General features: G+C 65.0%; 29 protein-coding genes. 17 read left to right on the forward strand and 12 right to left on the reverse strand.

What is annotated here, in order from left to right; genetic code table 11:
• Window positions 1-675: AMP-binding protein (locus VFF99_RS14780; protein ID WP_325019168.1), on the reverse strand; the 675-nt coding region annotated here is incomplete at its 3' end.
• Window positions 676-890: 215 nt separating this feature from the next.
• Between VFF99_RS14780 and VFF99_RS14785 the strand changes: the two genes are divergently transcribed.
• From VFF99_RS14785 to VFF99_RS14795, 3 genes are all read left to right on the forward strand, one after another.
• Window positions 891-1,577 carry a Crp/Fnr family transcriptional regulator gene (locus tag VFF99_RS14785; protein WP_325019170.1) on the forward strand — a complete coding sequence of 229 codons (687 nt, stop codon included), beginning with the start codon at window positions 891-893 and terminating at the stop codon, window positions 1,575-1,577.
• A gap of 61 nt (window positions 1,578-1,638) precedes the next feature.
• Entirely contained in the window at window positions 1,639-2,382 is a 744-nt protein-coding gene (locus VFF99_RS14790) for an MgtC/SapB family protein (RefSeq protein ID WP_325019172.1), read from the forward strand.
• A gap of 102 nt (window positions 2,383-2,484) precedes the next feature.
• A complete protein-coding gene (locus VFF99_RS14795; RefSeq protein ID WP_325019174.1) occupies window positions 2,485-2,688 on the forward strand; it encodes a dodecin family protein in 204 nt (67 codons plus the stop codon).
• Here the strand turns inward: VFF99_RS14795 and VFF99_RS14800 are convergent.
• Window positions 2,685-3,284, reverse strand: coding sequence for a type 1 glutamine amidotransferase domain-containing protein (locus VFF99_RS14800; RefSeq protein ID WP_325019176.1), 600 nt, complete (start codon window positions 3,282-3,284; stop codon window positions 2,685-2,687). The two genes, VFF99_RS14795 and VFF99_RS14800, sit on opposite strands and share 4 nt — an antisense overlap.
• A 311-nt stretch (window positions 3,285-3,595) precedes the next feature.
• Here VFF99_RS14800 and lon point away from each other — a divergent pair, with 311 nt between their 5' ends.
• Together lon and VFF99_RS14810 are read left to right on the forward strand one after the other, a co-directional pair.
• Window positions 3,596-5,908 carry an endopeptidase La gene (gene lon / locus VFF99_RS14805; RefSeq protein WP_325019220.1) on the forward strand — a complete coding sequence of 771 codons (2,313 nt, stop codon included), beginning with the start codon at window positions 3,596-3,598 and terminating at the stop codon, window positions 5,906-5,908.
• Window positions 5,905-6,270: a hypothetical protein gene (locus VFF99_RS14810; protein ID WP_325019178.1), complete on the forward strand. Its 366-nt coding sequence runs from the start codon at window positions 5,905-5,907 to the stop codon at window positions 6,268-6,270. The genes lon and VFF99_RS14810 overlap by 4 nt, the downstream gene beginning before the upstream one ends.
• Here the strand turns inward: VFF99_RS14810 and VFF99_RS14815 are convergent.
• Window positions 6,258-7,364, reverse strand: coding sequence for a cytochrome P450 (locus tag VFF99_RS14815; RefSeq protein WP_325019180.1), 1,107 nt, complete (start codon window positions 7,362-7,364; stop codon window positions 6,258-6,260). The genes VFF99_RS14810 and VFF99_RS14815 overlap by 13 nt on opposite strands.
• Window positions 7,365-7,374: 10 nt before the next feature.
• Window positions 7,375-7,938 (reverse strand): antibiotic biosynthesis monooxygenase, encoded by a 564-nt coding sequence (locus VFF99_RS14820; RefSeq protein ID WP_325019182.1) that lies wholly within the window; start codon window positions 7,936-7,938, stop codon window positions 7,375-7,377.
• Window positions 7,939-7,981: 43 nt separating this feature from the next.
• On the opposite strand from VFF99_RS14820, the gene VFF99_RS14825 reads away from it, so the two are divergent.
• Complete coding sequence (locus VFF99_RS14825; RefSeq protein ID WP_325019183.1) at window positions 7,982-8,671, forward strand: winged helix-turn-helix domain-containing protein; 690 nt, start codon at window positions 7,982-7,984, stop codon at window positions 8,669-8,671.
• On the opposite strand, the gene VFF99_RS14830 is transcribed toward VFF99_RS14825, so the two are convergent.
• The 3 genes from VFF99_RS14830 to VFF99_RS14840 all read right to left on the reverse strand — a co-directional run bounded on the left by VFF99_RS14830 (window position 8,661) and on the right by VFF99_RS14840 (window position 11,564).
• Window positions 8,661-9,428: a phytanoyl-CoA dioxygenase family protein gene (locus tag VFF99_RS14830; protein WP_325019185.1), complete on the reverse strand. Its 768-nt coding sequence runs from the start codon at window positions 9,426-9,428 to the stop codon at window positions 8,661-8,663. The two genes, VFF99_RS14825 and VFF99_RS14830, sit on opposite strands and share 11 nt — an antisense overlap.
• A gap of 73 nt (window positions 9,429-9,501) precedes the next feature.
• Window positions 9,502-10,599, reverse strand: coding sequence for a DUF748 domain-containing protein (locus VFF99_RS14835; RefSeq protein WP_325019187.1), 1,098 nt, complete (start codon window positions 10,597-10,599; stop codon window positions 9,502-9,504).
• Window positions 10,596-11,564, reverse strand: a complete 969-nt coding sequence (locus VFF99_RS14840; protein ID WP_325019189.1) for a GlxA family transcriptional regulator — start codon at window positions 11,562-11,564, stop codon at window positions 10,596-10,598. The genes VFF99_RS14835 and VFF99_RS14840 overlap by 4 nt, the downstream gene beginning before the upstream one ends.
• Window positions 11,565-11,692: 128 nt before the next feature.
• Here VFF99_RS14840 and VFF99_RS14845 point away from each other — a divergent pair, with 128 nt between their 5' ends.
• Complete coding sequence (locus VFF99_RS14845; protein ID WP_325019191.1) at window positions 11,693-12,130, forward strand: MAPEG family protein; 438 nt, start codon at window positions 11,693-11,695, stop codon at window positions 12,128-12,130.
• A 10-nt stretch (window positions 12,131-12,140) separates the two neighbouring features.
• The gene (locus VFF99_RS14850) at window positions 12,141-12,530 is read left to right on the forward strand and encodes a phosphopantetheine adenylyltransferase (RefSeq protein ID WP_325019193.1); all 390 of its coding nucleotides are present in this window, start codon (window positions 12,141-12,143) and stop codon (window positions 12,528-12,530) included.
• 10 nt (window positions 12,531-12,540) lie between these two features.
• On the opposite strand, the gene VFF99_RS14855 is transcribed toward VFF99_RS14850, so the two are convergent.
• Entirely contained in the window at window positions 12,541-12,876 is a 336-nt protein-coding gene (locus tag VFF99_RS14855) for a cupin domain-containing protein (protein WP_325019195.1), read from the reverse strand.
• A gap of 282 nt (window positions 12,877-13,158) precedes the next feature.
• On the opposite strand from VFF99_RS14855, the gene VFF99_RS14860 reads away from it, so the two are divergent.
• Complete coding sequence (locus tag VFF99_RS14860) at window positions 13,159-14,259, forward strand: branched-chain amino acid ABC transporter substrate-binding protein (RefSeq protein ID WP_325019222.1); 1,101 nt, start codon at window positions 13,159-13,161, stop codon at window positions 14,257-14,259.
• Window positions 14,260-14,362: 103 nt separating this feature from the next.
• Here VFF99_RS14860 and VFF99_RS14865 read toward each other — a convergent pair whose 3' ends face one another.
• Complete coding sequence (locus tag VFF99_RS14865) at window positions 14,363-15,304, reverse strand: cache domain-containing protein (RefSeq protein ID WP_325019197.1); 942 nt, start codon at window positions 15,302-15,304, stop codon at window positions 14,363-14,365.
• A gap of 193 nt (window positions 15,305-15,497) precedes the next feature.
• On the opposite strand from VFF99_RS14865, the gene VFF99_RS14870 reads away from it, so the two are divergent.
• From VFF99_RS14870 to VFF99_RS14895, 6 genes are all read left to right on the forward strand, one after another.
• Window positions 15,498-16,631, forward strand: coding sequence for a sensor histidine kinase (locus VFF99_RS14870; RefSeq protein ID WP_325019199.1), 1,134 nt, complete (start codon window positions 15,498-15,500; stop codon window positions 16,629-16,631).
• Window positions 16,632-16,752: 121 nt separating this feature from the next.
• Window positions 16,753-17,889, forward strand: coding sequence for a DNA topoisomerase IB (locus tag VFF99_RS14875; RefSeq protein ID WP_325019201.1), 1,137 nt, complete (start codon window positions 16,753-16,755; stop codon window positions 17,887-17,889).
• A gap of 64 nt (window positions 17,890-17,953) precedes the next feature.
• Window positions 17,954-18,256, forward strand: coding sequence for an antibiotic biosynthesis monooxygenase family protein (locus tag VFF99_RS14880; RefSeq protein ID WP_325019203.1), 303 nt, complete (start codon window positions 17,954-17,956; stop codon window positions 18,254-18,256).
• A 135-nt stretch (window positions 18,257-18,391) separates the two neighbouring features.
• Window positions 18,392-18,958, forward strand: coding sequence for a hypothetical protein (locus tag VFF99_RS14885; RefSeq protein WP_325019205.1), 567 nt, complete (start codon window positions 18,392-18,394; stop codon window positions 18,956-18,958).
• A 145-nt stretch (window positions 18,959-19,103) separates the two neighbouring features.
• Window positions 19,104-20,150 (forward strand): SRPBCC family protein, encoded by a 1,047-nt coding sequence (locus VFF99_RS14890; RefSeq protein WP_325019207.1) that lies wholly within the window; start codon window positions 19,104-19,106, stop codon window positions 20,148-20,150.
• Window positions 20,147-21,316: a zinc-dependent alcohol dehydrogenase gene (locus tag VFF99_RS14895; protein ID WP_325019209.1), complete on the forward strand. Its 1,170-nt coding sequence runs from the start codon at window positions 20,147-20,149 to the stop codon at window positions 21,314-21,316. Before VFF99_RS14890 ends, VFF99_RS14895 begins: the two co-directional genes overlap by 4 nt.
• A 9-nt stretch (window positions 21,317-21,325) precedes the next feature.
• On the opposite strand, the gene VFF99_RS14900 is transcribed toward VFF99_RS14895, so the two are convergent.
• From VFF99_RS14900 to VFF99_RS14910, 3 genes are all read right to left on the reverse strand, one after another.
• A complete protein-coding gene (locus VFF99_RS14900; RefSeq protein ID WP_325019211.1) occupies window positions 21,326-21,631 on the reverse strand; it encodes a hypothetical protein in 306 nt (101 codons plus the stop codon).
• Window positions 21,632-21,863: 232 nt separating this feature from the next.
• Window positions 21,864-23,159 carry a hypothetical protein gene (locus VFF99_RS14905; protein WP_325019213.1) on the reverse strand — a complete coding sequence of 432 codons (1,296 nt, stop codon included), beginning with the start codon at window positions 23,157-23,159 and terminating at the stop codon, window positions 21,864-21,866.
• Window positions 23,160-23,329: 170 nt separating this feature from the next.
• A complete protein-coding gene (locus VFF99_RS14910) occupies window positions 23,330-24,298 on the reverse strand; it encodes a homocysteine S-methyltransferase family protein (protein WP_325019215.1) in 969 nt (322 codons plus the stop codon).
• A 130-nt stretch (window positions 24,299-24,428) separates the two neighbouring features.
• Between VFF99_RS14910 and VFF99_RS14915 the strand changes: the two genes are divergently transcribed.
• Both VFF99_RS14915 and VFF99_RS14920 read left to right on the forward strand, forming a co-directional pair.
• A complete protein-coding gene (locus VFF99_RS14915) occupies window positions 24,429-25,478 on the forward strand; it encodes a GlxA family transcriptional regulator (protein WP_325019216.1) in 1,050 nt (349 codons plus the stop codon).
• A 56-nt stretch (window positions 25,479-25,534) separates the two neighbouring features.
• Window positions 25,535-25,941, forward strand: a 407-nt coding sequence (locus tag VFF99_RS14920; RefSeq protein WP_325019218.1) for a MerR family transcriptional regulator, incomplete at its 3' end; no start/stop codon positions are given.

Raw genomic sequence — 25,941 nt, forward strand, 5'->3', positions numbered from 1 at the left:
GAGCTTGTCGAAGCCGACACCGCCCTCGGCGGCGGCCATGAAGGAGTCGTGCGTCTGGCAGACGCCCTTCGGCTTGCCGGTGGTGCCGGAGGTATAGAGCATGACAGCGACATCGTTGCCGCGGCCGGCGTTGAGCTCGCCCATGAAGAAGCCGGGGTTGGCCTTGTCGAATTCGCGGCCGATTTCCTGCACCTTGTCGAAGGACGCCAGTTCCTTCTGCTTGTAGTGGCGCATGCCGCGCGGGTCGTCGTAAATGATGTGCGAGATGCGGCTGAGGCCCTGCTTGATCTCGAAGAGCTTGTCGACCTGCTCCTGGTCTTCGACCACGGCGAAGTCGATCTCGGCGTCGTCGAGCACATAGGCCATGTCGGCGGCCGGCGCGTCCTGGTAGAGCGGCACGGCGACGCCGCCCAGGCATTGCGCGGCGGCCATCGACCAGTACAGGCGCGGACGGTTGTCGCCGATGATGGCGAGGTTCATCCCGCGCTTGAAGCCGAGCGCGGCGAGACCGCAGGCGAGCGCGCGCACTTCGTCGGCGACTTGTTTCCAGTTCCAGGTTTGCCAGATGCCGAGGTCCTTCTCGCGGAAGGCGGGCTTGTCGGGGCGTTGCTGCGCGTGCTGCAGGAGCATGCGGGGGAACGTGCGTTCGCCCGCTTTGAATGTCTCTTCCATCATCCCACTCTCTTTGTCAGGTTCTAACCGTCTGTAGGGACCGGAGCGCCTGCGTGGGCGTGCAAGCCTACGTGCCGCTGGGTATCCCCTGGCACCGATAAGGCTTACAATGTCTCCGTTATTGTTCGTGTCAGGATACTAGACAGTTCGATTTTCGTGCGCTGTCATCTGGCTGACAATCCCCTTATAAATACAATATTTTGTTGGTGCGCCGCACAATGACGCCTGAGAAGCCCGCCCTGAGAGAAGTTCTGCGCCAGACGATCTGGGCAAGAGATTTGACACCGGAACAATTCGCGCGCGTCGAAGCCGATACCGTTGAACAGTTCGTGGCGAAGGGCGGATACATTTGCCGCAAGGGCGAGATGGTGGATGCCTGGATCGGCATCATCGACGGACTGGCGAAGATCAACAATCTTTCTCCCGACGGTAAATCGGTGACCTTCACCGGCATCGCGTCCGGCAGCTGGTTCGGCGAAGGAACGCTGCTCAAGCAGGAAGCGCGCAAGTACGACGTGGTGGCGCTGCGCGACAGCCGCGTGGCGCGCATGCCGGCGCGGACCTTCATGTGGCTGCTCGATAACAGCCTGCCGTTCACGCGCTTTCTGTTGATGCAACTCAACGAAAGGCTGGGCCAATTCATCGGCATGGTGGAGTTCGACCGGCTGCTGGACGTCGACACGCGCGTGGCGCGCTGCCTCGCCGCGCTGTTCAATGCCCATCTCTATCCCGGCACCGACACGCTGCTGCAGATCTCGCAGGAAGAGATCGGCTACCTCTCGGGCGCGTCGCGCCAGCGCGCAAACCAGGCGCTGCAGGTGCTGGAAAAGGAAGGCCTGCTCAAGGTCGATTACGGCGGCATCCAGATCCTGGACCTGGAAGGCCTGCGCCGATTCCGCGCATGATGACTACCCTGCGGCTGCGTGCCCTCACCCCCGCTATCCGAAAACGAAGGATGTATTGAATATGCTTACGCAGGAAGCGCTGCGCGCATTCTGGACCGGCCCGGTACTTGAAAGCAATGTGATCGTATTCCTCACGCTGTCCGGTGCGCTGCTGCTCGGCTTCCTGGTCGGCTACGAACGTTTCTACCACGGCCGCGCCGCCGGCATGCGCACCTACGGCCTAGTCTGCATGGCGTCGGCGGCGCTGACCGTCATCGCCGGCTATCCGCATGAATGGTACGGCGGCCAGATGCCGGTCGGGATGGGGGCCGACCCGACCCGCATCATCCAGGGCATCGTGACCGGCATCGGTTTCCTCGGCGCCGGCGTGATCATGAAGGAAGGCTTCAACATCAGCGGTCTGACCACAGCGGCCTCGATCTGGGCGGCGTCGGTCACGGGCGTGCTGGTGGGCGTGGGCTTTTACCTGGCGGCGATCCTGCTGGCGCTGCTCTCCGCGATCTGCATGGTGTCGGTGCCGATCATGACCAGCCGGCTGCCCTCGCGGCAGGCGATCGCGATTTCCCTGAGCTTTGCGCGCGGCTTCGCACCCGACGAAAGCATGATCCGCGAGCGGATGTTGAAGAACGGCTACGAAGTTGCCGGCGGCTCCATCGTGATCGGGCTGCGCGAAGGCAAGATGGAATGGCAGTTCGTCGCGGTGGCCTTCAACAAGACCAGCGGCGCGCGTATCAGCGAACTCTCGCGCGAGCTGTCCGGCGTGGAAGGCCTGGACAGTTTCCAGCTCTCGCACGCGCGCAACTGAGCGGCCGACCGCCGCGTTGATCTCGCTCAGTCCGGCCGGGGCCGGCTTTCCTATCATCGACTCAGGTTCCGCTTCCGGAGCCGCCCTCGTCAGGAGGCAGTCATGTCGAACGTCATGAAAGTCATCGAAGTCCTCGCCGAATCACCGAAGAGCTGGGAGGATGCCGCCACCGCCGCCATCGTGAAGGCAAGCGAGTCGGTGCACGGCATCCGGTCCATCTACATCAAGGAGTTCGAGGCGCAGGTGGACAACAACAAGGTGGTGAACTGGCGCATCAACGCGAAGGTGACCTTCGAGGTGGACTAGCTGGACGGTCCCGCGCTGGCGCGCTCCGCCGCGGCGCCGGGACTGGCGTTCATGCGCCAGGAAAACACCTCGACCAGCTTCTGGTTGAACGCCGGAATGTCGTCCGGCTTGCGGCTGGTGACGAGGTTGCCGTCCACCACCACTTCCTGGTCGACCCAGTTGCCGCCGGCGCCGCGTATATCTTCCTGCAGTGAGGGCCAGCTGGTGAGGGTGCGTCCCTGCGCCAGGCCGGCCGAGGCGAGCAGCCAGGAGCCGTGGCAGATGGCCGCGATCGGCTTGCCGGCTTCATCGATATGCCGCAGGAAATGCTGGGCCTGCGCGATGTCGCGGATGCGGCCGCCATTCTCCTTGCCGCCGGGAAGGAGCACGGCGTCGAAATCCATCGGATCTGCCTCGTCGAAGGTGGCGTCGACGGTGAACTCGTCGCCCGGCTGGTCGTGGTGCACGCCTTTCACTTTCCCGCGCGCGCTTGAAATGATCTTGATGATGGCGCCATGCTGTTCGAGCACGCTACGCGGCTCGGTGAACTCGACCTGTTCAAAACCGTCGGTAAGAAGGACGGCCACATGCAGGCCGGGCAGGGTCTGGTTATCCATGAAGTTCCTTTCCTGGGTTTATGTCCGGTTTCAATTTCGACTTGGCGGAAACGCGTTAAGTTCTGCACCGCTTTCCGCGCGGACATTGTCGAACCGGTCAAACCCGCGAGGCGGAACGGTCATCACTTTCCCCCTGTCCAACGCCTGAAAAAAATCGGCACAGGGGCCATCAGCGAATGCGTGGAGAAGGATGCGGCACCATGAAAACCGAACAAGCCCCTGTCGACGATATCGACCTCGTGCACGACGACGCTGCCTTCGAGGCATTCAAGGCCGGCGCGCCCGCGCTCCCCGATCTCCCGCCCGACGTCATGCCGCTGGTCCCGCTGCGTTATCTCGTCCTCTTCCCCGGCATGATTGCGCCGATCAGCCTCGGGCGCGCCTGTTCGATCGCCGCCGCGCAGGAGGCGGTGCGCAGCGAACGCCCCGTCGGCCTCTTGCTGCAGCACGACTCCGAGGTGGAGATGCCGCAGCCCGAACAGCTCCATCGCACCGGCACCGTCGCCACCGTGCTGCGCTACATCAGCGGGCAGGATGGCGCGAACTACCTGGTGTGCCAGGGCGAGCGCCGCTTCCGCATCGTCGAGTTCATCGAAGGCTATCCCTTCCACGCGGCCCGCGTGCAACAGATCGAGGATGCCGAAGAGCAATCAGCCGACATCCAGGCGCGCTTCCTCCAGCTGAAGGAGAAATCCGCCGAAATCATTGCGCTCCTGCCGCAGGCGCCGGCCGAGCTGGCCGGTGCGGCCGACAACATTACCTCGGCGGCCACGCTGGCGGATTTCATTGCCGGCCTGATCGACTTGCCGCTGCTGCAAAAGCAGGATCTGCTCGAAACCCTCGACCTGCAGCAGCGCATCGACAAGGTTCTCGGCCACCTGGTGCGCCGCATCGAGGTGCTGCGCCTGTCGCACGAGATCAATGAGCAGACCAAGGAACGCATCGATGACCGCCAGCGCGAGTACCTGTTGCGCGAGCAGCTCAAGACCATCCAGCGCGAGCTGGGCGAGGCCGAGGGCGGCAACAGCGACGTGCGCGACATCGAGGAAGCCATCGCCCGCTCCGGCATGCCGGAGGAGGTCGAGGTTCACACGCGCAAGGAATTGCAGCGGCTGGAGCGCATGTCCGAGGCATCGGCGGAATACTCGATGCAATGCACTTATCTCGAATGGATGAGCGAGCTGCCGTGGGCGACGATGACGGTGGAGCGCATCGACATCGCCGCCGCGCGCCGCATCCTGGATGAAGACCACTTCGGCCTGCACAAGGTCAAGCGGCGCATCCTGGAATACCTTGCTGTGCGCAAGCTGAACCCGGAAGGCAAGAGCCCGATCCTCTGCTTCGTCGGCCCGCCCGGCGTGGGCAAAACCTCGCTCGGGCAGAGCATCGCGCGCGCCACCGGGCGCAAGTTCGTGCGCGTGAGCCTGGGCGGCGTGCACGACGAAGCGGAGATCCGCGGCCACCGCCGTACCTATGTCGGCGCATTGCCCGGCAATATCATCCAGGGCGTACGCAAGGCCGGCACGCGCAACTGCGTGATGATGCTCGACGAGATGGACAAGCTCGGCGCCGGCCTGCATGGCGATCCCTCGGCCGCCCTGCTCGAGGTGCTCGATCCCGAGCAGAACGTGTCCTTCCGCGACAACTACCTCGGCCAGCCCTTCGACCTGTCGAAAGTGATGTTCATCGGCACGGCCAATGTGCTCGACACCATCCCCGGCCCCCTGCAGGACCGCATGGAGGTGCTCCACATCCCGGGCTATACGGAAGAAGAAAAGATGGAGATCGCGCGACGCTACCTGGTGGGGCGCCAGCTGGAGGCGGACGGGCTCGATACGGCGCAATGCGAACTCGACGCCGGTACACTGCGCGCGCTGATTCGCGACTACACCCGTGAAGCGGGTGTGCGCAACCTCGAACGCGAGATCGGCAATGTATTCCGCCATGTGGCGATGCGTGTCGCGGAAGGCAGTGCGCAGCAGGCCCACATCCGCGAAAGCGATCTGCAGGAAATCCTTGGCCCGAAGAAATTCGAAAGCGAGATCGCCCTGCGCACCAGCCTTCCTGGCGTGGCCACCGGGCTGGCGTGGACGCCTGCCGGCGGCGACATCCTGTTCATCGAGGCCAGCAAGACGCCGGGCAGCGGCAAGCTCATTCTCACCGGACAACTCGGCGAAGTGATGAAGGAGAGCGCGCAAGCGGCGCTGACGCTGGTCAAGGCGCACTGCAGCGAACTCTGCATTAATGCGGATTTCTTCGACAGGAACGACATCCACGTGCACGTGCCGGCAGGCGCAATGCCCAAGGATGGGCCAAGCGCCGGCGTGGCGATCTATGTCGCGCTCATCTCGCTGGTCAGAGGGAAGCCGGTGCGCAACGATTGCGCGATGACCGGCGAGATCAGCCTGCGCGGCCTGGTTCTGCCGATCGGCGGGGTCAAGGAAAAGGTATTGGCGGCATTGCGCGCCGGGATCGCGGTGGTGATGCTCCCCGCGCGCAACCGCAAGGAACTCGACGAAATCCCCGAGGAAGCGCGCCGTGCGCTGCAGTTCGTGTGGCTGGAGACAGTGGATGACGCATTGCGCGAAGCCATCGGCAACATGATCATCGGAGGTGAGCAATGAGCAGGGAATTGGACAAGGTTCGTAAGAGCGCGGACGACGCGCTGGTGCCACGCGAGGACGGCAGCCTGACCGACCCGCGCAGCACGCCGGCATGGCCGCCGCCGGCCGGCTTCTTCAGCTTCCGCTATTCCTCCACCGAGATTTTTTCCGAGGGCGGCAACCTGCACGTGAAGATGCGTGAGACGCGCTTTGAAGACGGCAGGCTGAAGTCGGAAGAGTGCGAGGGTACGCTCGACCGCCAGGCTTACAACCGCATGATGAGCGAGGCGCAGGGCTATTTCCTCAACCAGGTGGCCGGCTTCACGCGCCTGCTGCTGGCGCCGCTGCTGCCTCCCTCGCGCGACCGGCGTCACGACGAATAGCGCAGCAGGATTTCCCTCGGCAGACGGGCATTGACCATCGGTTCATAGACGATGTCCGGCCGCAGCAATTCCACGCGCCTGCCTTCTCCCAAGAATGCGGCAAGCGCGCCTGCGGCCAGCTCGGCCGTGAAACGATGCGCCGGGCAGGCGTGCGCGCCGGCGCCGAAGCCCAGCTGGTCGGCATTGTTGCCGCGCTGAAGACTGAAACTGCCGGCATCCGCAAATACCGCTTCATCCCGGTTGGCCGAGGCCAGCACCACCAGCACCACCGCGCCTTCGGGCAGCGCGATGCCGCCGGCCTCCACCGCGGCGGACAGCACGCGCCGCGTGTTCTGGATCGGCGGATCGTAGCGCATGGTTTCGACGGCCAGCCGCTGCCATCCCTCGCCCTGCGGCAGCGCAGGCAAGCGAAGCGCCTGCAACAGCGCATTGCAGAGCAGGCCACGCCCGGCGTCGACGCTCTGCACCAGCAGGCCGACGAGGTTGACGGCAAGCAGGCCGCGCTCCTGTGCGCCGCCGTCGAGCCGGACACGCGCAAGCTGCCGTTCGCACAGGGCAAGGATGGACTCCGCCACGGCATTGATGCCGTCCATCTGCTGCGCCGTCTTGTTCGGCAGCATGATCTTCGTCAGGCGCTCGATGTTGTCGAGTACGGTGGCGGCGTCGCTGTCGCTGAAGCCGAACGCGCGCAGGACCGCCAGCGCCGGCAGCTTGCGCGCCACCGCGGCGACCCAGTCGCATTCGCCGGAGGCCGGGATCAGTTCCGCGAGCAGACGTCCGCCGTCCACCGGGCGCATCGACGCGAACAGGCGCATGACCGCATCGCGCCGCGCAGCGTGCCGCGGCGGATTGGCAAGCCGGGCGAAACCGTCCGCCAGGGTCAGGGCCGATGCATTCATCGAGGGCAAGGATGCCGGGCTCTGCGGCGGGATACGGGCCATGTCCGATGCGAGGATCTGCCTGCAGGCCGCGTGCGTATAAACGGCCCAGATGCCGTTTTCCCTGTCGTGGCAGACCGGTGAATTCTTGCGCATCTCCGCATAGAGGGCGTAGGGATCGGCGACTTCCGATTGCAGGAACAGTGTGTTGATCATCGATTCCTCCTCAGCGCTTCGCCGGCGGAAAAACTTGCGGCGCGCCGGCGCGATCGAACAGGCCGTAATCGCGCAATACGTTGCCGCAGAGGGTGCGTGATCCGGCGGGGGCTTCCTCTCCCAGCCACGATCGTGCCGCGGCGGCGTCGGCAAAGTCCTGCAGTGCAATTTCCTTGCCGGGTTGCACGATGCTCTGGAAGCGCTTGCCGCCCTCGGCCGCAGGAGGAAATTCACGCAGGCCGACCAGAGCGCCCGGCGCCGGTTCGCCTACGCGAATCACGCGGATGCGGTAATCCTTGAAGACCGACTCCCGTCCTTCGTACTGGGCCGCATGGTGCTCCCCGTCGCTGCGCCATTGCACCAGCGCCGCTTCATCCCGCCAGAGGGAGAGGGACAGGATCCATCCGGGATGGGTGAGGCTGCGGAAGCGTTCGACGGAGAGGAATCCGTCGATGCGGTCGAGTTTGGGACGCAGCGCGGCGGCAATGTCGAGATAACGCTGGTAGCCGGTTTCCGAGGGAAATACTTCGAATGCGACAGCAAACATGGCAGTCTCCATGAGGTTTTCGGCCATGATACGATTTCGGCTCCTTGAACATTTCATCGCAGGGTGAACCATGGAATCCGCTTCCCACATTGCCCGTGCGGCCGCCCTGCTGGGCGACCCGGCGCGCGCGGCCATGCTCTGGCTGCTCATCGATGGACGTGCCCGGCCCGCCGGCGAACTTGCCTTTGCCGCCAATGTATCGGCGCAGTCGGCCAGCGGGCACCTCGCGCGGCTGGTCGAGGCGGAATTGCTGCAGGTCGAAACCCAGGGGCGTCATCGCTATTACCGCCTTTCCAGCCATGCGGTGGCGCATGCGCTCGAGTCGCTTGCCGCGCTCGCCCCGCGTCCCGCGGTGCGCCCCATGCCGGCCTCGCACGGCACGCCGGAAGCGCTGCGCTATGCCCGTACCTGCTACGACCACCTGGCGGGCGAGCTTGCAGTGCGCTGGCTGGAGCAGGCGGAACGGAAGGGATTGCTGGCGCGCGACGCGAAGAATTTTGAATTGACGGCGAAAGGCGAGAAAGCCTTCCGCGGGTTCGGCGTGGACATCGATGCACTGCGGGGTGCGAAGCGCCAGTTTGCCTGCGGCTGCCTGGACTGGAGCGAACGCCGCTTCCACCTGGGCGGCGCGCTCGGCGCAGCGCTGCTTGCGCACTTCCTTGAACGGCGCTGGCTGCTGAAGGTGCAGAAGTCGCGGGTGCTGCAATTGACCCCGCAGGGCCGGGAGGGATTGAACGAGGCCTTCGGCCTTACGCTCTGAAAGTGATCTCCCCGGCCGCCGCCGAACGCGATCCCTCGACCGGGGTGTTGCTCACGCCGCGGTAGGCAAAGACGAGCGAATGCTTCACCGCGGCGGTCTTGTTCCTGCCGGCCGAATGGAACAGGCCGCTGTGGAAGAACACCACGTCACCCTGCTGCAGTTCCAGCACCCGCCCCTGTGCAAACAGCGCCTGGTTCTCGGCCACGTCGGGCCGCAGGAAGTCGAGATCATCCAGCTGGTGGCGCCCCACTTCGAGACGGTGCGACCCGGGAATCACATGCAGCGCGCCGTTCTCTTCCGTCTCCGCGCCGAGCGCCAGCCAGACCGCCACCAGTTCATTGCGCGCAAACGACCAGTAGCGGATATCGCGGTGCCATCCGGTTGCGGTGCCGAAGTTCGGGTGCTTGGTCATCACGCAGTTGTGGTGCGCCAGCGTCAGGCAGACCCGCTCCTCCAGCAACTGCCGCAGCCACCCGAGGATGCGCTCGTCGCCCGCCCAGGTGCGAAAGCAGGAATCGCGCTGGTAGGCCGCGCGCAGGCGCCGTATGGTGCGGCCGCCGGGGGCGTCGAGCGATTCGGGGGCGCCGTCATAGCCGACTTGAGCCTCGTACTCGACCGGCGGGATCGCGCGCTTCAGGTGCGCGTGGACGACCTCGAGCATGGCCTCGCAACCGGCGGCGGAGGCGAGCTTCCTGAATACGAGGAAGCCGTCGTTCCTGAACTGGGCTACCTGTTCCGGGCTGAGCGGTTGGTCCATTGCATCGATCCTGTTTTTTCCGGGGGTTATACCTTAGCGCATTCCGGGGACAATTTGTACGACGTCCGGACGCTCATTTTCCAAACAATTTTTTCACCACTCCGCCCAGGCCCTCGGCGGCGCTGCCGACACCCCTGGTCAGGCCTTCGATGCTGATACCCAGGGCTTCCGCCACAGCCGCGCCTACGCGCAGCGCGACGCTTTCGTTGAGTGAGAATTTCGGGTCGTCCAGGTTGCCCTCGAGCGTGAAATCGATGCTGATCTGTCCCTTGCGGTCCTTCAGGGCTGCGACCACGGCTTGCCGCGGCACCCCCATGAAGGTGTTGAACGGCCCGGCAGCCGGGGCCAGTTCGAGGCCGGTGAGCGTGATGGTGCCCGGGGCGTGCAGCCGGTTCTTGCGCACCGTCGACTTGAGGCGCAGATCCAGCGTGCCGCGCCGTACGCCTGTCTCGGATGCCTTGATCAGGTAGGGTTGCAGCGCCACCATGTCCACGCCCTGCAGCTTGGTGGCGATCTCCGAATTGCGCTTGGCCAGTTCCGCCCAGCCGCTGATGGACAGCTTGCCGTTACGCTGCACGCCCTTCACCTGGCCGTCGATCTGGATTGCCGTGCGGCTGGTAAAGCCGGGCAGGCGCACGTCGTCCACCCGCGCATGCAACTGTTCCAGCCGCGTCTTGTGCGCGGGCTGGCGAATGGTGGCATCAAAGAATTCCAGCACGCCGTTGCGCAGCTCGATGGTGCCGATGCTGGCTTCCGGCGGCGGCGAGTGGGCGGCGGCGCCAGCCTTGCGCTCGAGCAGGCCGGGCAGCAGCCGGACCTTGCCGTCGCGCCCGCGCAAGGCGGAGACATAGGCTTTATCCACCAGGATGTGGGGCACATGGATGCGCGCCGAAAACAGCCCGAACAGGTCGGGCCTGACGACTACGCGTTCGGCGCGCAGCGCGTCGGGAGAAGGCCATCCCTTGGGCGCCGGGATGCGGATGTCGCGCACTTCGATGGCCGACATGCCGACCACAATCTCGCCGACCTCGCTTTCCGGCCCGAGCGCCTGCTGCACGCGTTCCTTGAGCACACGGGTGGCAAACTGCAGGCCGATGACGGCGGCGATGGCGAGCACGCCGGCGAGGACGATGCCGGCGACTAGGATGCGCCTGGCCTTGCTTGTCTTCATTGCCGGAGCCCGAAGCGGCTGCGGTATTCGCGCGGCGTCACCTGCGTCCAGCGCTTGAATACCTTGCTGAAGGTCGACACATCCTCATAGCCGCAGCGGCCGGTGATGTCTTCCATCGAAAGACGTGTCGATTCCAGCAAGGCCTTGGCGCGCTCCACGCGCAGCTGCTGCGCATACTGCACCGGGCTCATGCCGACCGCTTCCTGGAAGCGCCGCAGCAGCGTGCGCTGGCTGGTATTGCAGTGGTCGGCGAGCTCAGCGGCCGACCACGCGCGGTCGAGGCGCTGGTTGAGCCAGCGCCGCGCACGCTCGATGACGACATGGCCGTCATTCTGGATCATGGCCGTCGCGATATAAGGCGCCTGGCTGTAGCGGTTGGCATCCATGGCCAGCACCTTGGCGGCGCTCTGGCGCAGTTCCTCGCCGGCGAAATGGCCGACCAGCCACAGCGCGAGGTCGATATAGGACGTGACCCCGCCGGAAGACACATGGTTGCCGTCCTGCACCACGAGCTGTTCCGCGTCCAGCGTCACGCGCGGGTAGCGCTTGCGGAAGTAGGCGCTCAGCCACCAGCTGGTGGTGGCGCGGCGGCCGTCGAGCAGGCCCGCTTCGGCGACCAGGCAGGTGCTGGAGCAACTGGAGATGACCGGCCTTCCGGTGCGCGCAAACTCCCGCAGCGCCTGCTGCTCGGGGGCCAGCGTTTCGAGCAGGGGCGTGAGGTCGAACGGGCCCTGGTGGTCGATGCCGGGAAGCATCAGGGCATCGAGCTTGCGCGGGTCCAGCGGCTGGGGATGGAAGGTCAGACCGCCGATGTCCACGGTCTTGTCCTCGCGCGCGCTGAGCCATTGCGCGTCGAAGTGCACGCGCTCGGCGGCAGGACGCAGCCCGGCCAGCGTATTGGCGATGCGGAAGACATCAAAGGGCATGACCGCCCCGCCGCGCAGGCAACCAGGGTAGACCAGCATCCCGATCCGGACTGTTTTGGCTAATCGTGTCATGTGGCGGATTTAACCATGAGAATGTCGTTTTAGACAATGGCCGGCAAGGCAAGGGTTTTTGATAATGGCAGCACCAACCACACCTTGAGCTTGCCATGTCAGACTACACAGCACTCCCCGCCTTCCCTGCTTTCGTCATCGCGCTGCTGGCGCTGTTCCTGAAGCTCACGCTGACCAGCATGTTGCAAGTCGTCAGCCGCTTCCGCAGCCGGGCATTCACCGTGCCCGAGGATGCCGCGCTGATGGGCATCACGCCGCGGGCGGAAGAGTCGCCCTTCGTGCGGCGTTGCGGCAACGTGCTGCGCAACGATGTGGAAAACCTGCCGGTTTTCTTTACCCTCGCACTGGCCTACGTCTTGTCCGGTGCGCCGGCCGCCGCGGCACAGGCCTTGTTCGGCGTCTACGTCGCATTGCGTTATGCGCATACCGTGGTCTATTTGAAGGGATTGCAGCCCTGGCGCATGCTGACCTACCTGGCGGGCATGCTGGTGTGCTGGATCATTGCGGTGCGCGCGGCAATGCTCGGAATGTGAAGGTGTGTTCATGAACAAACTGGTTGCGATCCTGATCGGCGTCGTCGGCGTGATCCACCTGCTGCCGCTATCCGGCGTGCTCGGCGCGGAGCGGCTGGCCGCGCTGTACGGCCTGCCGTTCGACGACCCGAACCTGCTGATCATGATGCGGCACCGCGCGGTGCTGTTCGGCATGCTCGGCGTCTTCCTGCTGCTGGCGGCATTCAAGCCGGAATGGCGTACCACGGCAATCGCGGCGGGTTTTGCCAGCACGCTGTCCTTCCTCTGGCTGGCTTGGTCGACCGGCGGTTACAACGCTTCCATCGGCCGGGTAGTCGCGGCGGACCTGCTGGCCGTCGCCTGCCTGCTGGCCGCCCTTGTGCTGCACCTGCTGGGGCAGCGGTCGGCGGTCGGCGCCTGAGGCGCAAGCCTCACTCCCCCGCTTCCTGGTAGAAGACGGCCAGCCAGACCGTCTCGGACTCCGGGCGCGTCCATTCCACGCGGTGGCGCTCGTGCGCCTCGATGTTGACGTAATCCCCTGCCGCGAGATGGACCAGCCGGCCATCCTTTTCAAAGCGCAGCTTCGCCTCGCCGCTGACCACCATCACCCATTCGTTCTCCGGCTGGTCGTACCAGTAATCCGGCGGCGACGCATGTCCGCGCGAGACGATGCGCTCGATGCGCATGCCAGCGCCCAGCGCAAGGACCTGGAAGAGTTCCTCCGGAAGCGCCGTCGGTATCTGTCCAAGCAGGTTGCCGGTGTCCATCCTTACCCCCATGCGCCGCGGCGCTTGTCTGTCTGATCACAAAGGCCCTTCAGCCAAATTAAATTCGAATTCCCCCGCCGGCAAGCAATAAATTGCCGGAAACGGCGGATTTCGCTGAAAAGAACGCAAGATAATTTTGCACGAACTTGCGCATAATCCACAGCCGTGAAAGAACCAATTCACATGGAGGGCGCGGTGCCGGCAAAACCGGCGGCCTCGCCGTGGAGATTCATTTATTTGGGAACCTGCATGCAACTGAACAAGATTATCGGCGGCCTCGGCATGGTCGGCCTGCTCGGCCTGGTCGGCACCGTGTCTGCACAAGAAACCATCGTCAAGATCGGTCACAGCGGCCCCCTGTCCGGCGCGCAAGCCTTCGCCGGCAAGGACAATGAGAACGGCGCGCGCCTCGCCATCGAGGAGCTGAACGCCAAGCCCATCACCGTCGGCGGCAAGAAGCTGAAGTTCGAACTGATGTCGGAAGACGACCAGGCCGATCCGAAGGCCGGCGTCGGCGCCGCGCAGAAGCTGATCGACAACGGCGTGCGTTTCGTCGTCGGCCCGTACAACTCCGGCGTCACCATCCCGGCATCGCGCGTCTATAACGACGCCGGCGCGGTCGTGGCCACCGTCGGCTCCAACCCGAAGATCACCGAGCAGGGCTACAAGAACCTGTTCCGTGTGAACGCCAGCGACACCCAGCTCGGCTCCAAGATGGCACTGTACGCCGCCAACGAACTGAAGGTGAAGAACGTTGCCGTGATCGACGACCGCACCGCCTACGGCCAGGGCGTCGCCGAAGAGTTCAAGAAGCAGGCAAAGGTATCCGGCCTGAACGTGCTCGGCCACGAGTTCACTAACGACAAGGCCGCTGACTTCACCGCGATCCTGACCAACCTGAAGTCCAAGAAGGTCGAAGCGATCTTCCTCGGCGGCTATGCGCCGCAGGGCGGCCCGATGGCGCGCCAGATGAAACAGCTCGGCATCAACGCCAGGCTGCTGGGCGGCGACACCATCTGCGCGGCTGAAATGGGCAAGCTGGGCGGCGATGCTGTCGGCGAGAATGTGCTGTGCGCACAGGGCGGCGCGATCCTGGACAAGGCCGCAAACGGCCCGGCGTTCAAGGACAAGTACAAGAAGCGCTTCAACCAGGATCCGGACGTGTATGCGGCTTCCTTCTACGACGGCGTGATGCTGTTCGCCGAGGCGATGAAGAAGGCCAACTCGGTCGAAGCCGCGAAGGTCGGTGCCGAAATCTCGAAAGGCTCGTTCAAGGGCGTCGCAGGCACTTACGCATTCGACGAGAAGGGCAACATGAAGTCCTCCCCGGTGACCGTGTTCACGTTCAAGAACGGCCAGCCGGTCCCGCTGACCAGCTACTGATCCGTTCCTGAACCTGCCCTCTTCCGCCCGGAAGAGGGCGCTCCTGCCCCATCCCTTCCCCTCCGATTTTTCTTCCGCTGTTCCTTCCTCTGCCCGACGGCGGCTACCTGGCGTAGCGCAGGATGGTCAGCAGCACCATCCTGAGAACGGCCACGGCAAGGCCAAGTGCTACCAGCAGGTTCGCCGCGACGATCTTGTGCATCGGACGCTCTTCGAGCGTCACATTTTGTGCGACCAGGAGATGCCAGCCGAGCTCGGGAAGGAAACGTCCGCTGACGTAGCTGCGCTCGCCCTCATGCTCGTACGAGAGGAGCCGGGGCTTGCCGTCGCCATCCAGAAGCTGCCGGGCGACGGTGCCGATGCCGGGCAGACGTTCGATGGAACGGCCGGCGTCTGCAGCCCTGCCCGCCATGGTCACCGTACGCCGGGCATCGACGAAATAGATGCGCCGGCCGGGGTGCTTTTCCTGGCTGTCGATCAATGCCTTCAACCCGTCCATCCGCAGCCCGATGCCGGCCACGCCCAGGAAGCTGCCTGACTGGTCATGCACCCGGTGCGCGATGAAGACGGTCATTGCATTGCCGCCGGCTGGGTCGACGCCGATGTCGGCTGCGAATGACTGCCGCGTGTCGCGCGCGCGGAAGAACCAGCTGTCGCTTTCCTGCACCATCCTTTGTCCGGCTTGTGCGCTGTAGTAGTTGCCGGTGCGTTGCGAGACGAGGAATGTGTCGAGGGCGCTGTATTCCTGCTGCATGGCGGAGAGATAGCGCCGGATGGCATCGGGGTCGTTCTCGCCGGCTTCCATCCAGTCGCGCACGAAAGTATCGGCGGCCATCGCGGAGGCGATCAGCGCGGGACGGGCGACCTGCGCGCGGGCATGGGCTTCGAGCATGTCGCCGGTCAGCGGCAGCGCCTGCTGCACGATACTGCCGCGCACCGCGCCGCGCAGCCCGAGGTATGCAGCGAGGTTGATCATCATGAGGCCTGCCGCCAGGACCACGCCGATCAAGGCCAGGTAACGATAGTGCTCAGGGAAAGCTCGCATGATGCTCCCGTGGTGGACAGGCAGGGCGCCAGTATGCGGCAAGAATGTCCATTTTTGCAACATTCATGAAACAGCTTTCGGGAAGCTTGTTGGCCGGGACGCCGCACCGCAAAATCTCAGGCATCATTCGGGATTAGTCCCGCACCAGCCCTGAAAAAAACAGCCAGCGCGCAAGAACAAGCATGGAGGCAACGTGACCGAACTGATCCAGAAATGGTTTTCGACGCAAGGGGGAATCATGCCTCCCGGAGGGGCGTGGACGCCCGAGCTGGCGTGGACCTTCATCGTCTCGGACGCCGCCATCGGACTCGCCTACTACTCGATCCCGCTGGCACTGCTGACCCTGGTGCGCCGCCGCCGCGACCTGCGGTTCACCTGGCTCTTCGTCATGTTCTCGGCGTTCATCTTCGCCTGCGGAACGACGCACTTCATCGCCATCTGGACCGTCTGGAATCCCCACTATTGGACCGAGGCAGCGGTCAGGGCCGTCACGGCCGCCGTTTCCGTGGCCACCGCGGTCATGCTGTGGAAAGCCGTCCCGCGCGTGCTGCAGCTGCCGTCCACGACGCGCATGCGCGAGGCCATTGACCAGCTCGAACATGAAATCCAGGAGCGCCGGAAAGCGGAAGACGCGCTGCGGCAATCGCAGGCGACGCTGCGCGAACTGGCGGCCTACCAGGAGCGCGTGCGCGAGGATGAACGCAAGCGCATCGCGCGCGAGATCCACGACGAACTCGGCCAGAATCTGCTGGCGCTGCGCCTGGACGTGTCGGCTCTGCACGCGCGCGCCGGGGCGCGGCACCCGCGCCTGAAGGAGCGTGCCGAAACTGCGCTGGACTACATCGATACGACAATGAAGTCGATCCGCAGCATCATGAACAACCTGCGGCCGCCGGTGCTCGACCTCGGCCTGCCGGCAGCCATCGAATGGCAGGTGACGCAGTTCGAGCGCCGCAACAACCTGGTCTGTGAAGTCCTCATGAACGAAGACGCCGCTCCGGTACCCGAAACACAGGCCACCGCGGTGTTCCGCATCCTGCAGGAATCCCTCAACAATATCGGCCGCCATGCCCGCGCATCGTATGTGCGCGTGGAGCTGCGCATCGACGGGCACGGGCTGGAGATGATGATCAAGGATGACGGCGTCGGCATGCACCCCGGCGACCGCCGCAAGGCGCACCGCTTCGGGCTGATCGGGATGGAAGAGCGGGTCGCCATGCTGGGCGGCGAGCTGCGCATCGACAGCACGCCGGGCCAGGGCACGGTGCTGCGCGTCATCATTCCGTTCTCCTTCCAGGCGGCCGACGCCGCGCCGGCGCAGGCCTGACTTCATGTCGCCGCGGCAACAACAACGGCGCGATTTTCATCCGGCATGCATCGCAAGTTGACTCTGCTCATGGTCCTTTGAGCGCAGCCATTTACAGTCGACTTACCTTCCCGGAGCTCGCATGAAGAAAACACCGGATGGCACGGCGGAGCCGTCAGCCGATGCCGTCAGTACCGCGAAACAGGTTGGCCTGCGTTATGTCGGCGATGGTGTGCCGGGCATCGCGCGAGTGGCCGACAAGGACGGCTTCCATTACACCGGCCCCGATGGCAAACAGATACGCGACGAGGCGACGCTGGCGCGCATCAAGGCGCTTGCCATTCCGCCCGCCTGGACCGACGTCTGGATCTGCCCATGGGAAAACGGGCATATCCAGGCCACCGGACGCGACGCCAAGCGCCGCAAGCAATACCGCTATCACGCGCGCTGGCGAAACGTGCGCGACGAGGCAAAATACGAGCGCATGCTCAACTTCGGCAAGGCCCTGCCGCTGATCCGCAAGCGTGTGGACGAGGCGCTCAAGCTGCCCGGGCTGCCGCGCGAGAAGGTGCTGGCGACCATCGTCTACCTGCTCGAGGCGACCATGATGCGCATCGGGAATGAGGAATACGCCCGCCAGAACAAATCCTTCGGACTGACCACCCTGCGCGACCGCCATGTGCGCATCGACGGCGGCGAGGTCGAATTCCGCTTTCGCGGCAAGAGCGGGGTGCAGCATTCCATCAAGGTCGACGATCCGCGGCTGGCGCGCATCATCCGGCGCACGCGCGACCTGCCGGGGCAGGAGCTGTTCCAGTATGTGGACGACGACGGCGAGCAGCGCAGCGTGGGCTCGGCCGATGTCAACGATTACCTGCGCGAGATCACCGGCGAGGACTACACGGCGAAGGATTTCCGCACCTGGTCCGGCACGGTGCTGGCGGCGCTGGCGCTGCAGGAGTACGAAAAGTTCGATTCCGAGGCGCAGGCGAAAAAGAATGTCGTGCGCGCCATCGAGTCGGTCGCCGAAAAGCTGGGCAACACGCCGAGCATCTGCCGCAAGTGCTATGTGCATCCGGCGGTGATCGAATCCTATCTCGACGGGACCATGGTCAACGCGATGCAGCAGCGGGCGCGGGAGGAGATGGCGCTCGAGCTGCAGGCGCTCGAAGCCGAGGAAGCGGCCGTCCTGGCGCTGCTGCAGGAAAGGCTGGCGCAGGCGGCCAGGGAAGGCGCGGCCAAGACGAAGAAGCGCAAGGCGAGGCGGACTGCCGGCTGAGCGCGGCCCCGATCCATGCTTCGTGGGATAATCGCGGCTCCTTTTTCACTCCACGGAACCAGCCATGATCCTCGAACTCGCCGACATCCGCATCCAGCCCGGCAAGCAAGCCGAATTCGACGCCGCCATCCAGCGCGGCGTGGAGCAGGTGATCGCCAAGTCCAAAGGCTTCCGCGGCTACAAGGTCAACAAGGGCATCGAATCGCCGGAGCGCTACGTGCTGCAGATTTTCTGGGACACCTTGGAAAACCATACCGTCGACTTCCGCCAGTCGCCCGCCTTCACCGAATGGCGCGGCATCGTCGGCCCCTTTTTCGCCGCCCCGCCGGTGGTCGAGCACTTCACCCTGCTGACGAAGTCGGACTGAGGGCAGCGCGCCATCCAAAAGCCACGGCGGGCGGGGGGAATTGCAGGATTTCAATTCATCCTGCATGATGCGGTGATATGATCTCGGATCAGGCATCCAGCCTATCCGCCCCAGACATCATGAGGTCGAAGAAGAATGTCTTTCCCCGTTGACGCAGTTTCACTGACGCTCCTTGCCGTCCTGGCCGCGCTCATCATCGGCATTCTCGCCACCACCAGCTCCGCCAAGGCCAAGGCCCGGCGCGGCAAGCGTCACGCGACCCTGATCCGCAACACCATCATCGACTACTTCCGGCGCAGCGGCGTCGAGGTGTCGGCCGACGCCGTCTGCTTCGACGACAGCGGCCGCTATACCGCGATCGTGGAGTCGGAGCCGATGAAGCGCTTCCGCCTGTCCCACATCATCGAAATGACCCTGCGCGAGCATGTGCGCAAGTCCTGCGGGCTGGAGCTGGAAAAGATCTACTGGCGCTTCCCGATCAAGGAGGCCACCCAGGCCGTCACCATCCCGCGCGACGGCGAGGCCAAGGCGGAGAACGGCGCCGAGGCGCAGCAGCAGGAAGAGCCGGCCGACGACTACATCAACGAAGGCCTCGAGAATTACCGCCACATCCCCAAGCCCGAAGTGACCGAACTGCCGTGGGAAACCTTCGAGCAGATGGCCACGATGAACCAGAACAAGGACCAGGAGCCAAAGCCGTAAGGCGGCCCCGTCCTCCGCAATTTTCCGCCGGCAATCCGCGCGCACGCCGTCATCCCCCGCCCGTCGCGGGAACTCCCCCTCCCGAATGCCTGACTAAATTGACCACACGGGCCTTGCCCGGGCGTCAGTGCTATGGAGGAATACCATGCAAGACCAGGCAGCAAGCCCGCTACCGGCGGGCCAAACGGCGGACTCCTTACCGGATATCAATGCCACTCCCGATTCCGTCTCCGCCGGGTACGACCAGCAAACCGCTCCCTCCTTCGACACCTTCTACCGCTCCCCCAAATCCGACCGTGCCGACCAGATGGCCAAGGCGCTGGGCTGGTTCAGCATCGGCCTCGGCCTGGCGCAGCTGATCGCGCCGCGCGGCGTCTCGCGCGCGATCGGCGTGCAGGACAGCCCGCGCCTGATGCGCACCCTGGGCGCGCGCGAAATCGCCAGCGGCGTCGGCATCCTGAGCCAGCGCCGGCCGGCGAACTGGCTCTGGGCCCGCGTGGCCGGCGATGCGATGGACCTGGCGCTGCTGGGCGCGGCGGCGCGCTCACGGCACAGCCTGCGCGAGCGGATCGGCTGGGCGAGCGCGGCGGTGGCGGGCATCGCCGTCCTCGACCTGCTCTCCAGCATCGACAACACGCAGCGCAAGCAGATGGGACAGGGGCCGACGGTGAGCGGCGAAGTGCTGCTCGAAAAGAGCATCACGGTCAACCGGCCGCCGGAAGAGTGCTACCGCTTCTGGCACGATTTCACGTCCTTCCCGCGCTTCATGAAGCACCTGGAGTCGGTGGAGCTCACGGGCAACAACCGCATGCACTGGAAAGCCAAGGGCCCGGCCGGCAGCAGCGTGGAATGGGATGCCGAACTGGTCGCGGACGAACCCGGCAGGCATCTCGCGTGGCGTTCGCTGGAAGGATCGCAGGTCGACAACGAAGGCGTGGTGCGCTTCGAGCCGGCGCCCGGCGGGCGCGGCACCATCCTGCGGGTGCTGATGCGCTACCGGCCGCCGGGCGGACTTGCCGGTGCGATGGTGGCGATGATGTTCGGGGAAGAGCCTTCGCAGCAGATCGACGAAGACCTGCGCCGCTTCAAGTGGCTGATCGAGACCGGCGAGATCCCGACCACGGTCGGGCAGGCGTCGGGCGAACGCGGAGCTGTGACGCGCGCGCTTTTGAAGAAAGGAAAACCGGGATGAGAGCGACTGTCTGGCATGGCAAGAAGGACGTACGGGTCGACAACGTGCCCGATCCGCAGATCCTCAACCCGCGCGACGCCATCGTGAAGATCTCGTCGACCGCCATCTGCGGCTCCGACCTGCACCTCTACAACGGCTTCGTGCCCGGCATGGAAAAGGGCGACATCCTCGGCCACGAGTTCATGGGCGAGGTGGTGGAAGTCGGCAGCGGCATCACCAACCTGGTGATCGGCGACCGTGTCGTCATTCCCTTCCCGATCGCGTGCGGCAGCTGCTTCTTCTGCCAGGAGAAGCTGTTTTCGGTATGCGAGAACTCCAATCCCAACGCTGCGCTGGCGGAAAAGATGTGGGGCCATTCGCCGGCCGGCATCTTCGGCTATTCGCACATGACAGGGGGCTATGCGGGCGGGCAGGCCGAGTATGCACGTGTGCCCTTTGCCGATGTCGGCGCTTTCAAGATCCCCAACGGCATGACGGATGAGCAGGTCCTGTTCCTGTCCGACATCCTGCCGACCGGCTACATGGCGGCAGAAGCCTGCGAGATCAAGCCGGGTTCGGTGGTCGCAGTGTGGGGCTGCGGGCCGGTCGGGCAGTTCGCGATCCAGAGCGCCTACCTGCTGGGCGCGGAGAAAGTGATCGCCATCGATCGTTTCCCCGAGCGGCTGCGCATGGCGCGCGAGAAATCGAAGGCCATCACGCTGGATTACGAGGAAGTGGATGTGGCGGCCGCGCTCAAGGAACTGACCGGCGGCCGCGGTCCGGATGCCTGCATCGACGCGGTCGGCATGGAAGCACACGGGATGGGCCTGATGGGCGCCTACGACAGGGTGAAGCAGGCGATGGCGGCCGAGACCGACCGTCCGGTGGCGCTGCGGCAGGCGCTCATGGCATGCCGCAACGGTGGCGTGGTATCGATCCCGGGGGTGTACGGCGGCTTCCTCGATAAGGTGCCGTTCGGGTCGGTGATGAACCGTTCGCTCACCATCAAGACGGGGCAGACGCACGTGCACCGCTACATGCAGCCCCTGCTGGAACGCATCCAGCGCGGCGAGATCGACCCGACGGTAGTCATCACACACCGCCTGCCGCTGGAAGCCGCGCCTTACGGCTACGACATCTTCTGCAACAAGCAGGACGATTGCATCAAGATCGTCCTGAAGCCGTAGCGGGAGGCGCTACAGCTTCATCGGCGTGGCCGGACGCCTGTCGCCGGCCAGCCAGTGCTTCAGTTTGCGTACCGCAAGCGTGAGCAGCGTACCGGCGGCAAACAGCAGCACCAGCGCGCCGGTCAGCGTGGCGAACAATGCCAGCGTCAGCACCGACACGATGGCGGTGCCGGCGATCTTCCATTTCCACCAGCGCCCAAGCATGGTATGCATCGCCGTGCGCGCTGCGCCGCGCATGTCTTGCTGCGGTCCGTGTTGCTGCTGCTTGTTCGTCGACGCTTCGTCGACGACTTCCCATTCCACTCTTTCAGTCATTGTGTTTCCTGCTCCCGAGCCGGATGCTCCCGAAAGTATGCATGCTACAAGAGTCCGCCCCATAAGAAAATCGAAGAAATGTGATGATTTTCTTCGTAAATCCGGAAGCGAGACTGCTCCCGGCTTAATCCTCCGACAAGCAGTCTTGGAACAAATTCCCCATAGATAGCGTCCGCGTGGAAAAAATGGGAGCAGCAAGTGCGGCAATGCGCATGTGCGCATTGCCATTTCGTCATGGCGCGTTGGCGCTGCCCGGCTCGCCTTGCTTGCCGGCCACCAGGCTGATGCTGCCGTCCTGGACGACGCGGCTCACCGTGTGGCTGGAAAAATCGGTGACGTAAAGGTTGCCGCTGCCATCGATCGCAATACCGTTGAGCGCCTGGAAGCCGTCACTCGGCCCGGCCACCGTACTGATCGCGCCGCTCGCGCTGACACGCCGCACGCTGCGCATGGCGGCGACATAGACATTGCCGCTGCCGTCGGCGGCGATCGCGAAGCTGTCCATGAACGCAGCGGGGCCGGTTTCACCGTTCATCGTCCCTGCCATCGTGCTGACCGTGCCGTCGGCGCCGATGCGGCGGATGAAGGTGCTGCCTTCCGGGATGTTCGGTGCCGGCGGGCCGTACCAGTCGGTGAGGAAGAGGTTGCCGCCGGCATCGGCCGCGATCCCCGTGGGACCGAGGAAGGTGGCGCTGCCTGTCGAACCGTCGGCGCGTCCGCGCATGCCGCGCGTCCCCGCGAAGGTGCTCACCGTGCCGTCGGGGGTGATGCGCCGCACCAGGGAATTCTCGGTGTCGGCGACATACGCATTGCCGCTGCCATCGACCGCGATGCCCCACGGCCGGCGGAAGCGTGCAGCGCTGCCGGCGCCGTCGGCGTCGCCCGGTTCGCCTGGGACGCCGGCGAGGGTGGTGACGATGCCCGCGGGGCTGATTTTCCGGACCGCGTTGTTATCGACCGCATAGACATTGCCGCTGCGGTCCACCGCGATGCCTTTCAGGACGGAGAAGCGTGCCGTGGCGCCGGGGCCATCGCCGGTGCCGCTCGCACCCGCCTGGCCGGCCAGCGTGGTGACGACGCCCGCCGGGGAGATCTTGCGGATCGTATGGTTGCCGGAATCGGCCACGTACAGATTGCCGCTGCTGTCGCGCGTGACGCCGACCGGCTGGTTGAAGCGGGCCTGGGTGGCATCGGGCGAAGGCGTCTGCGTGCCGCCGCTGTTGGTCGATCCGCCGCTGGGAGAACTGCTGTTGCCGTCGGTGGGCGTTGAGGTGGAGGTGCCGGTCCCGGCCGCCGGGGGGGTCTGCTGCTGCGGCTGTTGCGGCTGTTGCGGCTGTTGCGGCGGCCCGGACTGGGACTGGCTGGTTCCGGTGGTAGTCGGGGTGCCTGTCGTTCCTGTCGTGTCGCTTGTTGCGCTAGTTCCCGCTTGCGGCGCCGGGCTGCCGCCGCCTCCGCCGCCACCGCATGCGGCCAGTAAAACGCAAAGAAGTCCTGCCGTGATTCGATTGCCCAGAGTTGCCTGTAACACGTGTCACCTCAAACATGATGATGCTCCCTGAAGTGCGAGACCTTGTGAATGGCCCTTCAAGTTTTGATTCATCATGTCCGAGGGGATGCGGCACGCGTTTGACAAAAGTCAGCGCAAAGGACTGCACGGTCAAGAGTGTTGTTTTTGCAGGCGCGTTCGTAACAAGCCTGTTACAGGGCTTCTGCGACGCGATGCCTGTCCGTCTTCATCGCCCTGCAGATCGAGTCGACATGGGTGTGGTCGGTGCCGCAGCAACCGCCGACGACGGACAGGCGCGGCAGCACGGTGCGCAGTGCGCCGTAGAGTGTGCCGAGTTCTTCGGCGTCGCCGGCGTCGAGGTCGGTGCTCTCATCCAGTTCCGCGTGGCTGCGGCGCGAGGCGTTGGCGCGCAGGCCGCGGATGCGCTGCAGCCAGGCCCCCTGGTCGTGCAACACGTTCTCGAAGTGCGACGGATGCGCGCAGTTGATCATGTAGTACACCGGATAACTGCCGCTGGCCTCGTCGGTGCCTTCGATCGCTTCCCGCAGCGTCTGCCCCGAAGGCAGACGGCCGTCGGTCTCGACGGTGAACGACAATGCCAGCGGCATGCCGCATTCCCTGGCGGCGGCGGCGATGCCGATCGCCTCTTCGACATAGTTCATGGTGAAGGCGGCGACCATGTCGGCATCGGTCCCGGCGAAGGTCTCGATCTGCGCGCGGTGGTAGTCCTGCGCTTCCTGGACGCTCATGCATGCGCCTGGCCGGTAACCATCGCCGCGCGGCCCGATGTTGCCGCTGACGACGATGCGTGTCTGCGCGGTCTCGCAGGCCGCGCGGATGTCCAGCAGCAGTGCGATCCCTTTGCGGTTGGCCTCGGCCAGCGCCTCGCGTCCGTAGCCAAGCCGTGCGGCCCAGTCGGGATTGGCGCGCCAGGTCGGCGCTTCCAGCACGAGGCCGACACCGCGGGCGCGCGCCAGCTCGGCGTAGGTGGCGAAGTACCGCCGCAGCACCGCCGTGCCCTGCGCATCCTTGAGCAGGTCGAATGCGGCGAAATACGGCAGGTCCACCTTGTCGTGGAAGATCAGCGTGGTTTCCAGGCCGCCGTCGGTCATGAAAAGACGGTCGTCGAGTTGGGGCAGGCGGTTACGGTATTTGCTCATGGCAAGTCTCCTTGATATTGGGAAAGCGGCGACGCAAGCGCGCTTTGCGGTTAAATTGGTAGATGCAAAGGTACGCCCCGCGCACCGCGCGAACTAAAGCCATTTCGGCAAACAACATGACGGATCGGCCATGAGCGAAGAGAGAGCCCCAGCCCCTGCCCCTGCTCGTATCGCAATCCTTGCCTTCCCGCAAACCTCGGCATCGGTCGTCTACGGCATGTACGACCTGTTCAAGTGCGCCGGGCGTGACTGGGGCATCATCGTCGGCGGCCAGCCGGGGAGCGAGCTCCTCCAGCCGCTGGTGGTGTCCAGGCAGCGCAGCGGCTTTGCGGTGGGCAACGAGGTGCTCATCACGCCGCAGGCGACGCTGGAGGAATGCCAGGATGCTGACGTGGTATGCGTGCCCGAGATCCTCGTGCCGCCGGGGGCTCCGCTCGACGGCCTGTTCGACGACGAGATCGACTGGCTGCGGCGCTGCTACGCCGCAGGCGCCACGCTGGCCACGGCCTGCTCGGGCGCAATGCTGCTGGCGCAGGCCGGCCTGCTCGATGGCGAGGAAGCGACCACGCACTGGGCATATTGCGATGTGATGGCGCAGCGCTACCCGAAGATCAGGGTGCGCGGACAGCGCGCACTGGTGGCCGCGGGCGAAGGGCAGCGGCTGGTGATGGCCGGCGGCGGCACCTCCTGGCTCGACATGGCGCTCTACCTGATCGCGCGCATGGCCGGTGTGGATGCGGCCATGCAGGTCGCGCGCCTGAACCTGATCGACTGGCACGAAATCGGCCAGCAGCCCTTCGCCCGGCTTGCCCGCTCGCGGCAGGTAGAGGATGCGGCGATCGCGCACTGCCAGGCCTGGATCGCGGAGCATTACGCCGAGCCGGCGCCGGTGGCTGCCATGGTCGCGCTGAGCGGGCTGGCCGAACGCTCGTTCAAGCGCCGCTTCCAGCAGGCCACCGGCATGTCGCCGCTCGAATACGTGCACACGCTGCGGCTGGAGGAAGCCAAGCAGATGCTCGAGTCGGGCGTGCAGCCGGTGGAAGCGATCGCCAACGAGGTCGGCTACGAGGACGCGGGCTTCTTCAGCCGCCTGTTCCGGCGCCAGGTCAACCTCACCCCCGCCCAGTACCGGCGTCGCTTCGGCACCATGCGCAAGGCACTGCAAGCCGGAAACGCTTGACCCTGACGCAACGTCAGGCTTTAGAGTACGTCCTGTACTCATGAAGGAATATCTCCATGCTGCTCAAAATCGGAGAACTGGCAAAGCGCACCGGTCTGACGGTGCGCACCCTGCACCATTACGACGACATCGGCCTGCTGCGGCCGTCGGCGCGCTCGGATGCCGGCTATCGCCTCTACAACCGCAAGGACATCGGACGCCTGCACCGCATCCAGGCCTTGCGCCGCATGGACTTGTCGCTGGCCGAGATCGCCGCGCTGCTGGAAAACGACGGCGCCGGCCTGCAACAGGTGATCGAGCAGCAGATCGCGCTGCTGGAGCGCCAGGCCGAGCGCACGATGCAACTGCGCGACCGCCTGAAGCTGCTGCTGGAACGCATCGAGCACAACGTCGAGCCGGACCTGTCCGACTGGCTGGTCACGCTGGAAATGATGACGATGTACGACAAGTACTTCACCAGCGA

This window comes from Noviherbaspirillum sp. (genome assembly GCF_035654295.1).
In the GTDB taxonomy this organism is placed as follows: domain Bacteria; phylum Pseudomonadota; class Gammaproteobacteria; order Burkholderiales; family Burkholderiaceae_D; genus Noviherbaspirillum.